At 33.4% G+C, this 11,860-nt stretch carries 10 protein-coding genes; 6 read left to right on the plus strand and 4 right to left on the minus strand.

Annotation, left to right across the window (positions count from 1 at the left end):
* Positions 1–109 precede the first annotated feature (109 nt).
* Both KI363_RS20825 and KI363_RS20830 read right to left on the minus strand, forming a co-directional pair.
* Complete coding sequence (locus tag KI363_RS20825) at positions 110–316, minus strand: hypothetical protein (protein WP_212967519.1); 207 nt, start codon at positions 314–316, stop codon at positions 110–112.
* A complete protein-coding gene (locus KI363_RS20830; protein WP_212967520.1) occupies positions 309–1,946 on the minus strand; it encodes a hypothetical protein in 1,638 nt (545 codons plus the stop codon). The genes KI363_RS20825 and KI363_RS20830 overlap by 8 nt, the downstream gene beginning before the upstream one ends.
* Before the next feature lie 1,271 nt (positions 1,947–3,217).
* On the opposite strand from KI363_RS20830, the gene KI363_RS20835 reads away from it, so the two are divergent.
* The 3 genes from KI363_RS20835 to KI363_RS20845 are packed head-to-tail and all read left to right on the plus strand — an operon-like array spanning position 3,218 to position 9,204.
* Positions 3,218–4,678, plus strand: coding sequence for a type I restriction-modification system subunit M (locus KI363_RS20835; protein ID WP_212967521.1), 1,461 nt, complete (start codon positions 3,218–3,220; stop codon positions 4,676–4,678).
* A 4-nt stretch (positions 4,679–4,682) separates the two neighbouring features.
* Positions 4,683–5,840 carry a restriction endonuclease subunit S gene (locus tag KI363_RS20840; RefSeq protein ID WP_212967522.1) on the plus strand — a complete coding sequence of 386 codons (1,158 nt, stop codon included), beginning with the start codon at positions 4,683–4,685 and terminating at the stop codon, positions 5,838–5,840.
* A gap of 25 nt (positions 5,841–5,865) precedes the next feature.
* Positions 5,866–9,204, plus strand: coding sequence for a DEAD/DEAH box helicase family protein (locus KI363_RS20845; RefSeq protein WP_212967523.1), 3,339 nt, complete (start codon positions 5,866–5,868; stop codon positions 9,202–9,204).
* A gap of 277 nt (positions 9,205–9,481) precedes the next feature.
* On the opposite strand, the gene KI363_RS22435 is transcribed toward KI363_RS20845, so the two are convergent.
* Both KI363_RS22435 and KI363_RS20855 read right to left on the minus strand, forming a co-directional pair.
* Positions 9,482–9,877, minus strand: a complete 396-nt coding sequence (locus KI363_RS22435) for a C-terminal helicase domain-containing protein (RefSeq protein ID WP_212967528.1) — start codon at positions 9,875–9,877, stop codon at positions 9,482–9,484.
* Positions 9,826–10,149: a hypothetical protein gene (locus KI363_RS20855; protein WP_212967524.1), complete on the minus strand. Its 324-nt coding sequence runs from the start codon at positions 10,147–10,149 to the stop codon at positions 9,826–9,828. The genes KI363_RS22435 and KI363_RS20855 overlap by 52 nt, the downstream gene beginning before the upstream one ends.
* 91 nt (positions 10,150–10,240) lie before the next feature.
* Between KI363_RS20855 and KI363_RS20860 the strand changes: the two genes are divergently transcribed.
* Genes KI363_RS20860 through KI363_RS20870 form a run of 3 tightly spaced genes read left to right on the plus strand, consistent with a single transcriptional unit; the run spans position 10,241 to position 11,824 of the window.
* Positions 10,241–10,741, plus strand: coding sequence for a hypothetical protein (locus KI363_RS20860; RefSeq protein WP_212967525.1), 501 nt, complete (start codon positions 10,241–10,243; stop codon positions 10,739–10,741).
* The gene (locus tag KI363_RS20865) at positions 10,731–11,333 is read left to right on the plus strand and encodes a hypothetical protein (RefSeq protein WP_212967526.1); all 603 of its coding nucleotides are present in this window, start codon (positions 10,731–10,733) and stop codon (positions 11,331–11,333) included. The genes KI363_RS20860 and KI363_RS20865 overlap by 11 nt, the downstream gene beginning before the upstream one ends.
* Before the next feature lie 11 nt (positions 11,334–11,344).
* Positions 11,345–11,824, plus strand: coding sequence for a hypothetical protein (locus KI363_RS20870; RefSeq protein WP_212967527.1), 480 nt, complete (start codon positions 11,345–11,347; stop codon positions 11,822–11,824).
* Positions 11,825–11,860 lie beyond the last annotated feature (36 nt).

Raw genomic sequence — 11,860 nt, forward strand, 5'->3', positions numbered from 1 at the left:
AATGGTCCAACAGGAAGTGTAGTTAATTATTGAGTTGTTAGCAAGTGGCTTTTTCTTTTATGCATAGCCCTATAGGCCATGCATAAAAGAAGTGCCATAACCTACATTTTTAGTTTGCCATAAACAAACTAGGCGGAAGCTCTTCAATATAGCTATATTTCTTATTTTGTTCTCTCTTTTTTTCTACTTGATCGTATTCAAGAATTAAAGCGTGTAAATTTGTAGACTTAATTGTTTTTAGCGACCTTATCCACTGAGTAAATTCTTTTTCATTATCTATATTGTCAAGGCTATACTTCCGAATATTATCAGTCATGTTTTACACCACTTTCAAACTCACATCCACATTTATATAAAGTATCAACGAGCTTTTCCAAATCTTCATCTGATTTAACTTTTCCCGGAATTAATAGTTTGGGTGTGGTACCTTGTAAAATTGTTGAGAGTCCCAACATAAAAGCTGAAAATGACGGATAGGAATTTTGGTCAATTTTATAACCACGGTTAGTAGAACCATATATATTTCCCCATTCATCAATCCTATTTATATGAAATCCTATAAAACTATTAGGTCTCGAGGCAAGAGAATTAATTAAATCATCCATTTCTCTTTTAAGTACATTACGATTATTTGTGTCTACTAAGTCAATGATTATTTTTAATTTTAATTTCATATTTTCAATAGCATGATGTAGTTCAATGATATCATCCATTTTATGAACCAATGGCTCTTTACTTGTTCGAATAGAATTGGTTTTGATAGCAATGGAAATTTTCCCTAGTGTTTTTAAATCCCTTTCAATCTCTAAATACTTATCTATTAATTCTTTCATACCAAAAACCGGAGATTTAAATGGAGATCTAAATTCAATTAGTTTTGGTTTCCCATATTTTTCAACTGTTTCTTTTATATTATTTACTACTTGAGCTTTTATAGTATTATTTGTCCAAATATTATCCGTTGTTTTTTTATTTAAAATAGAGATTATATATTGATCCTTTCGTTTCTTTTTTATTAATCCATTTTTTGATTCTATATACTCTATTCCACTTTGTATTTCTTCCGGATATTTTTGGCTTCCATTACTTATTGGTACCAAAACTCTACGTTGTGTTTTCAAATCCACATTTCGAGTCTTCACACATAATTTTTCGTATTCTGGCCAATAAGACGTATCCTCTAGAACATCAAAAAGCCAAGAATACATTACCAACATCTCAAAATAATCTCTCTTCCCTTGCATAAAAGGTTTATCTTGATGTTTTTCGTACTCTTCTTCTATATCAAATGGGTTGTCTTGGTAACGATAATCATAACTATTAATATAATAATGTTCATCATATTGCCTAGAATATTTATGCTCTACATACTTATCCGACCATTTCCACGCAATATTAAAAGCATAACTTGCTATGTTAACCCCAAATTCTCTATAAGAATCCGTTACCCATTTTACAATATTGTTATCTAATCCTTTCATTTCCGAACGATTTGGTTTTGAAATATTATATTTCCAATAATCTTTAACTGCTAGTACTACTTTGGAAAAGTCTTCACCAGAAAGTTCGCTGTCCGACAATCTATGAGATACTTCTTTTGCGATCTCTAAAAATTCATTTTCCTTATAGAAAATATCAATGTCTTTTTGAGCATCACAAACTTTCTTTATAAAAGTATCTATTCTTTTTTTCTTATTTAAATAATATTCTTCAATGAAACCATGTGTATTTGGGTATTGATTTATTAGCGTTTTTTTCGATTTTTCAATTGTCTGTTGAAGCTTAATTAATTCATAATTATAATCTTCTGGACTCAAGTAGTCATTGAAATATTCGGAGACGAACTGAATAATCTTACCCATGTTATCCGAGTGTTTGGTAAAATCGAATTCATTTATTTTCTCTTTTCTTTTTCGCATGGAAATATATTCTTCAATTTTAAGCATATTTATTTATCCCCCTTAGTAATCGTTTACATCATAGTATCACAAAACTGATTTCATCTATTAACCTTATCAGTTTTGCTCCATTATCAATTTTAAAGAAATTAAATATTACTCATTTATTGAGCTACCTACAATTATCCACATTTTATCCTTTTATCGCGTAATGTGTAAGAAGTGATTTAATAAATTTCCTAATTTCCAATACCTGTGGAATTGAGATTGTTAATTAGCTCAACAAGAATCAAAATCTCTGAAAATGAAAGAAGAGTTATTGCGATTCCTGGTCTCTGTTTCATCCCTAGCGAGTACTGTTCTGTCTTTTTATTTTTTATGATCTTCTAGTCGCACGATACGAAGTACCTTATCTATGTTATTTGGAACATTTCTCAGTCGTTGCAAAATCTGCAGATTCTCATAACCTGTTAAATGTCCATAAAAGGAGAGTGATTCAATTAACGATACAATCTGTTTTAAAGGACGGCGGGTATTTAGCCTTTGATCCTCTATTCCGAATTGAGGGGGGTTTGACGAAATCTTACTTCCCGCAGAAGTCTACGTATATTTCCTCTGCTAAGGCAATGAATTATCGTCTTTGGATCGTTGTGATGTCCCAGCCTCCTCTTTTACTGTTGGTGTAGCTTTGAAAAAAATTTGATCGAAAATATTTGCAAAAACTCATTTTAGGGCAAATAAAAATCCATTTTGTAAAACATATTCATCAAAATGGATTCTATAGTTCATGTATAGCGGGAAATTACCATAAAATGATTATACTGCCAGTTACTAAAAATCATCGCCATTTATTGAAGTAATCACCAATTAAAGGAATTAAAACGGCAGGCTTTGAAAAAGCGTAATGGTTATAACTAATGCAGATAAGGATCCTGCAGACAGTAAGGTTATCATTTTTCGCCAGTTTATCTCTTTTGAAGGTTTTACAACCTCTCGAGACACTGTAATCCATATAGCCATAGATACTATAACTAGGATGAAAATAACTTCTTTCGCCACATTTGACACCTACCTTCATAATTTATATTAATCTCCGTACCTTACGTACGGATTAGAAAAATTAAAGTTTCACTATTAATGGGATGCTGTCAATCGAGCTTTATGAGCTGATCTAGATTGCTTTAATCTTCCTTTTTGTATTTATCTTTAGATATTAAAATTACTGATACGAATAAAGAATCAACTAACTATCATTGATCGTTTATTAAAATTGCCTAAAACTGTATAATGAAAGTAATAGTGCAATAGGAGGATATTAAATGATTACAGGTGAAATTAGAAATAAAGTAGATAAAATTTGGGAAACGTTCTGGACAGGTGGGATTACAAACCCATTAACTGTAATTGAACAATTTACATACTTGCTTTTTATAAAGGGATTAGATGAAACAGAAACAACAAAGGAACAGGAAGCAGAGATTCTTGGAATTGAGTTTGAAGGAATTTTTCCTAAAGATAAACAACGTTTACGCTGGAATCGCTTCAAACAACTTGGATCATCTGAAGAAATGTATGACGTTGTTTCAAATGAAGTATTTCCATTTATAAAGAATTTACATGGTAAAGAAGAATCGGCTTATTCTAAGTATATGGGAGATGCAACATTCCTCATCCCAACACCAAATATGTTAGCTAAAGTCGTAGATGGTATTGATAATCTACCAACAGAAGATCGCGATGCACAGGGGGATTTATATGAGTATCTCTTGTCTAAAATAGCGACTTCCGGTACTAATGGACAATTCCGAACACCAAGACACATTATTAAAATGATAGTTGAGCTAATGAAACCAACTCCAGAAGATATAATTATCGATCCCGCTATGGGTTCAGCAGGATTCTTAGTCGCCGCAAGTGAATATTTACGTAACCATCATAGTGATATGTTTCTAGTTCAGGGGTTAAAAGAGCATTATCATAACACAATGTTTTATGGAAATGACATGGACAGGACCATGCTTCGAATTGGAGCCATGAATATGGTGCTTCATGGGGTTGACAATCCGAATATTGATTATCGTGATTCACTTGCAGAAATTAATAAGGATAAAGAGCAATATACGTTGGTTTTAGCTAACCCACCATTTAAGGGTTCGTTAGATTATGAATCTGTATCGAATGATTTATTAAAAATTGCAAAGACCAAGAAAACGGAACTATTATTTTTATCATTATTTATTCGTATATTAAAACCGGGGGGGCGTGCTGCGGTTATTGTACCCGATGGTGTTTTATTTGGAAGTTCAAAGGCACATAAGACAATCCGTAAAGAGATTATTGAAAATCATAAACTAGAAGCTGTTATTTCTATGCCTAGTGGAGTGTTTAAACCATATGCTGGAGTCTCAACGGCAGTGCTAATTTTCACGAAAACGGGAGCCGGTGGAACAGATAGCGTTTGGTTCTACGATATGATAGCAGATGGATTTTCTTTGGATGATAAACGAAACCCTGTTGAAGAAAATGATATACCAGATATTATTGAGCGTTTTAATAATATGGAAGTAGAGAAAGAGCGGAAACGAACGGAACGATCGTTTTTAGTACCTGTTGATGAGTTAAGAGAAAATGATTATGACTTATCAAATAATAAGTATAAAGAAATAGAGTATGAGGAAGTGGAGTATGAAGCTCCGTACGTAATATTAAACAGGATAGAAGAATTAGAGAATGAAATTGTCTCTGGAATAAAAGAGTTAAAGGGAATAATTAGGGGCTAATATTATGAAGAAATTAAAGATAAAAGATTTATTTAAAATTAGAAAAGGTAAAAAGGTAAAACCGGTAGAAGAACAAACGTCAAAAACAGTAAGGTATATCCAAATTGAAGATTTAAGAGATGATAGTAATATGAAGTTTTGCAAAGTTAGCGATAATTATGTATTCGCAAATAAGAACAATATTATTATTGCATGGGATGGGGCAAATGCAGGCACTATTTCTTATGGATTGGAGGGCTTTATTGGGAGCACTTTAGCTGTGTTGGAAACTGAAGATAAGGAAATTTTTATCCCATATATAGGGAAATATTTACAATCGAAATATAATTATTTAAGGGATACTTGTACGGGTGCAACTATTCCACATATATCGAGAAAAGCTCTTGAAAATCTTGAAGTACCGATCCCTTCATTCGATAAGCAAAGAATGATTTCAGATACCTTAGATAAAGCAAGAAGTCTTATTGATAAACGCAAAGCTCAAATCGAAGCATTAGATCAATTAACGCAAAGTGTGTTTTTGGAGTTGTTTGGTGATCCTTATATAAATCCTAATAGTTGGCCAATAGGAACAATAGGAGACCTTACAGAAAAAACTCAATATGGAACCAGTAAAAAGGCTAGCGAGAATACGGGTCAATTTCCAGTATTGAGAATGGGCAATATTACTTACAATGGTTCTTGGAATTTTAATGATATGAAATATGTTGATTTAGATGATAAAGAGTTAGAAAAGTACTTAGTTCGTAAGGGTGAATTATTATTTAATAGAACAAATAGTAAGGAATTAGTGGGTAAAACGGCAGTATTTAGAGAAGAAGAACCAGTGGCTTTTGCAGGTTATTTAGTAAAGTTAATTACAAATGAAAAAGCTAATAGTGAGTTTATATCTGGATATTTAAATTCTAAATATGGTAAAGCATTGTTATTTTCTATGGCAAAGAATATTGTTGGTATGGCTAATATTAATGCAAAGGAATTAATGGGAATTAAAATTTATATACCTCCAAAAGATTTACAAGATAAATATGCAAACATAGTATTAAAAATCTTAGAAAAAAAAGAGCTATTATTAAAAGGGCTGTATGCTCTAGAAGAAAACAATAATTCCTTATTGCAACGCGCCTTCAAAGGTGAATTATTTGATGATGAAAAAGTCTAAATATTTAGTTCGAGGAGGGATATACATGTCAAACTTCGACTTTCTAAAAGAGAAAAAACAATACCGCGATTTTACAAATGCTTGCTTAGAAGCAGAAAATGCGTTAGTTGTCAGCCCAGCAGTGAGTGCAATCCAATCTCGCCGTGCGTTGGAACTGGCTGTTAAATGGGTATACAGTTTTGATAGTGCTGTAAAAGTTCCCTATCAAGATAATCTTTCAAGTTTAATTCATAATCGCAACTTCCTAGGCATTATTGATGAAGAATTATTGCCACTTATGAAGTATATTGTGAAGTTAGGAAATGTAGCTGTACATACTAATTCACCGATTAAACGTGATGAAGCGGTTCTTTCCCTTCATCATCTATTCCAATTTATTGCTTGGATTGATTATTGTTATTCAGATGAATATACAGCTGGTGAGTTTGATGAAACAAAATTACCAATTGGTGAGGAAAAACGTGTACGTCCAGAGGAATTAAAAGACCTCTATGAACGATTAAGCTCTAAAGATAAAAAGCTAGAAGAGATTATGAAGGAAAATGAGTCACTTCGTAAAAAAGTGACGGAAAAACGGGTAGAAAATACCAAAGAATATGACTTCCAAGTAGACGAGCTTAAAGAGTTTGAAACGAGACTTAAATATATCGATTTAGACTTAAAATTAGCTGGTTGGGAGTTCAATAAAAATGTTGAACGAGAATTTCCTGTAGAGGGAATGCCAAACAATACAGGACAAGGTTTCGTGGACTATGTGCTTTTTGGGGATAATGGTAAGCCACTTGCAGTAGTAGAGGCAAAAAGAACATCAAAAGATCCGAAAGTTGGAAGACAGCAAGCGAAACTATATGCCGATTGTCTAGAAAATATGACAGGTACGAGACCAATCATATTTTATACGAATGGTTTTGAAACACATATTTGGCATGAACCATATCCACCTCGTAAAGTATCTGGGTTTTATGATAAGGATGACTTGAGTCTGTTGATGAATCGCCGAACGATGAAGCGACCATTAACAGATATTCAAATTAATGATGATATTAGTAATCGATATTATCAAAAAGAAGCTATTCTTTCCGTATGTGATGCTTTAACCCGTAACCAAAGAAAAGCGTTGCTAGTTATGGCAACAGGTAGCGGGAAAACAAGAACGGCAATATCCTTAGTGGATGTTTTGGCTCGCCACAACTGGGTGAAAAATGTCTTATTTCTAGCTGACCGAAAAACATTACTCTATCAAGCATATCGAAACTTTAATAACTTGCTTCCAAGTTTGACACTATGTAATCTTCTAGATAACAAAGACAACCCAGAAGAAAGCAGAATGGTATTTTCTACATATCCGACGATGATGAATGCCATTGATGAAGCGAAAAGAAAAGATGGTAAAAAACTATTTACGGTTGGTCATTTTGATCTCATTATTATTGATGAGTCTCACCGTAGTATTTATAAAAAATACCGAAGTATTTTTGATTATTTTGATGGTATTTTACTTGGTCTAACTGCTACGCCAAAAGATGAAATTGATAAAAATACCTATGAAATATTTGATCTAGAGAATGGTGTTCCAACTTATGCCTATGAGTTAGATCAAGCAGTTGAAGATGAATACTTGGTCGACTATCGAACAATAGAAACAAGGATGAAATTCCTAGAAGAAGGTATTCACTATGATGATTTATCAGAAGAAGAAAAAGAATTATATGAGGACACCTTTGATGAAGACGAGGACCTAAGAGATATTGATAGTTCCGCATTAAATGAATGGTTATTTAATGATAATACGATTGATAAGGTCTTAATAGATTTGATGGAAAAAGGGATCAAAGTAGAGGGTGGCGACAAAATCGGTAAGACAATAATCTTTGCCAAGAATCACGCCCATGCTGAAAGAATATCTCATCGATTTGATACGCTCTTTCCTGAGTATGAAGGTAATTTTGCTAGAGTCATTGATTACAGTGTGAACTACTACCAAACACTTATTAATGATTTCTCTGAAGAAAGTAGGCTACCTCAAATTGCTATTTCTGTAGACATGCTAGATACAGGGGTAGATATTCCGGAAGTTGTAAATCTTGTATTCTTTAAGAAAGTTCGTTCAAAATCTAAATTCTGGCAGATGATTGGGCGCGGAACGAGACTATGTCCAGATTTGTTTGGAATAGGAGAAGACAAAACGCATTTCCTTATCTTTGACTACTGCGGAAACTTTGAGTTTTTCCGTGAAAATCCTAAAGGGATGGATAGGAAAGTTGGAAAGAGTCTAACGGAGAAATTATTTAATTTTAAAGTTGATATTATCCGTGAATTACAAGGAACGGATTATCAGGAGGAAGAATACATTCACCATCGCAATGAACTAGTAAATGAAGTAACGAGGGATATTTTAGCGTTAGATAATGAAAACTTCCGTGTTAGGCAACATCTACAGTATGTAGAAAAATATAAGAATCGGGATAATTGGAAGGTACTTTCTGTTCTAGATACGAATGAAATAAAGGATCATATCTCACCAATTATTGTTCCTTTCGACGATGATGAATTTGCTAAACGTTTCGATTTGGTCATGTACACAATTGAATTAGCAAAACTCCAATCGAATAATGCAACAAAACCAATTCGTAGTGTTGTTCAAACGGCGGAAGCATTATCAAAGTTAGGCACAATTCCACAAGTACTAGAACAAAAACCGGTAATTGACAAAGTGCTAACGGAAGAATTCTGGGATAATGCGGACATATTTGAACTAGATTCAGTCCGCACGGCATTAAGGGATTTGATTAAATTCATTGAAAAAGAAACACAAAAAGTTTACTATACAAACTTCCAAGATCAGGTGATTGAAGTAAAAGAAAATGGCCCGATGTTCCATGTAAATGATTTGCAAAGTTATAAAAAGAAGGTTCATCATTATCTAAAAGAACATAAAGACCAAATGGCCATTTATAAACTAAATCATAATAAGCCACTAACCAAACAAGATGTAGAAACACTGGAAGAAATACTATGGAAAGAGCTTGGCACGAAAGAAGACTATGAAAAGGATTTTGGTGAAACACCAATTACAAAACTTGTCCGACAGATTGTTGGGCTGGATCCACAAGCAGCTAATACCGCTTTCTCAGAATTCCTATCCGAAAAACGTCTAAATCTGAACCAAACTCGGTTTGTAAGACTTATTGTAGATTACGTTGTGAAAAACGGTACGCTTGATAAGAAGGTGCTACAACAAGAACCATTTCGAACAGTTGGAAGCATTGTAGGTTTGTTTAAAGATAATATGGATGATGCAAGGGAAATTCTTGGGATTATTGATGAGATTAATCAGAATGCTGAGGAGATTAGTGGGGCTTAGATAATGGTTAAATCGGCGGATACATCATTAAGGCTGGATAATAGAGAAATAGTATATAGTCATCAGCTTTCATTAAAAAGTTACTGTAGAATAATTTATGTTAAAAAGATAAGCATTGAGAGATAAATCGGCTCTCAATGCTGATTTTTTGCCTCTTAAACTTAACGCATCATAGGCAAACAAGCAAACTCCCTTCTACAAATTCCCCTCTAATTTCATATGAACACATTCCTTCTCCAATTTCAACACCTTCTGTTTAACAGATTCCTCTGCTTCCTCATGCTGATTTTAATGCCAGTGAAGCGACGTTGGATTCTCGGGCGTAGAGGTCGAATAGGTTCGATTTCTCGCCTAATACTTCTAGCATGGTCACATCGATGCTTTCTTCGGTTAATAGCCGATATACGATGACGTTTCTAGATTGTCCCATCCGATATGCTCGGCTGATGGCTTGTTCTTCTATAGAGAGCTTCCATTGCGGCTCACATAGAATCACGATGTTTGCAGCTTGGATGTTTAATCCAACTCCCCCCGCGGTAATTTGGCTGATTAATGCCGATCCTGGCTGGGCTCTTGTGAATTCATCAATGATTTCTTGCCTTCTAGCATTGGGTACGTCACCTATAATGGCTTCGAATGTCTTTCCATATAAATGTTGTTGAATTGTATAAATGACACTTTAAAAAAGGAAAATACCAATACTTTATGCCCGTTATCAGCTGCTTTTTCACATATGTCTAATAGTTTTTCTAATTTAGGTGAATTTTCTGGTGAACCACCTCGCCATGCTGCTCGTCGCATCGCCATTAACTTACCTTCCATGACTGCTTGATGATAATACTTTTCTTCTTCTTCTCCAAAATTCATCCACTGCGGGATGATTTCTAGTTCAGGCAACTCACTGAGCACGTCTTTTCGATTTCTTCTTAAATAGACTGGTGCCACAACTTAAATATTTATTATTCAATTTCGTATCTTTATGAATTTATCTTTGATATTATTTTAGTAGAATTGAACTATTTTAGGGGAGATAAATATGGCTGATTATGGGAAAATTTTAAAAAAGAATGAAGTAAACGGCTTTGCTGTATCCCTCTGTCTTTTTGATGACTTAGGACGAACAAGTACCTATAGTCAAATCATGCAGGAAAGCTATAAAAGTGGTTATACTCAGGTAATTATTAATTCTTATCTTATGCTAGAAATAGCAGAAGATATGCTTAGAGATGGTTGGACTTTACTTTCAATCTTTATCGATGACCCTAGTGTTGACGAGGAAACTAAAAAAGAGGTAAGTTCTCTTGTGGAAGGTATAAAAAGGAACCCCTTACATTTTAATAAGTTAAGCGAGTATTTAGAATGGGCTTTAGAAGAAGGTTCGATTTTTATAGATAAAATAATATTGGCTAAAAAAATTAACAATAGCTATAAAACTTGTGAAGTGTATTCTAACGGTGTTCTTTTTGGAGATGCCAAACAATTGGCCTTTTCTTATTATATTCAAAAGATAATAGAGGATTATCTAAATGAGGGATAAACTTCAATCTGATATTTTCAAAACGTTATCTACTGCCTTCTTCGCTGGAATATCATATTTTATTGCGGAGCTTTTCCAAATTAGTACCCTCTTTTTTAATTTATCCGACTGTAAGTGGCATGTCACTGTAAGCGTTGCGATTTATACAGCTGTTCTAAATGCTTTACTATTGTATGCCCTCTCAAAGAGGACAAGTGTACAAGTGGTTATTATTGAAAGAAAGGATAAATCAGATAAAATACGTTTAGATGATAAACCAAGATCTACTGTGGTAAGAATTAATGTTAACGGTAATTTAAATAAAATCAAAAATAACGTAGTAGTTGTTTTTCCACAATGGATAGACGTTATGGCAAAAGGCTCTCCGGATTTGAAGCAAAGTGAAAATGATTCGCAAAAGTATTTAATTGGTTTATCTAGCATTGCCCAGAATAGTGCAAATGAAGTTGGTATATTTTATTTTGATATTACTATAAATCCTATCTATGAAGAAACAGGGAGGGAAGGAGAGATTCTTGCAAAGGTCAATGGTAATAAATTTAGATATGCTAAAAGTGTGAAAAAATTAACGGTTCATTATAGTCCAGAATAGGGGGATATTCGTTGTTTAGTAAGTATATTGATAACTCAATAGATGAAAATGATGCATTTATGTCAATGGATGAGATCTTAACCAATATTCTAAATTTTGAAGAATGGAGAATGGTTGAAACTGACCCATTCACTCAGCAACCTTTAAAATATGAAATTACTAAAGTGTATGATGAAAATCAGGAAATAGAGATTAAGGGTACAGAGTTTACCTTTAATTACATTAAATATTCTTATGATACCGTTATTTCTGGTCAAGAAACTAACCCCATTTCTGTAGAACGATTAAAAACAACTTCCGGCGCAATTGTAATTTATACAGATGGAATACGCACTCAATATCTTGTTGATAGGGCAAGGGGAGCGGCTGCTTTAAGGATTTTACGTGTAATTAATAATTCTGTAAAGCTCCACATTGTTCCATCTAAAACACTTGCTAATTGTTCAAATTCCTCCAGATTAAAAATAGACTTCCCTGCTATAATGTGCTAAGTTTTTTTCATATTAATAGAAGGGAGTTTTTTAATT

The organism is Lederbergia ruris (assembly GCF_018332955.1).
Taxonomy (GTDB): Bacteria; Bacillota; Bacilli; order Bacillales; family Bacillaceae_C; genus Lederbergia; species Lederbergia ruris.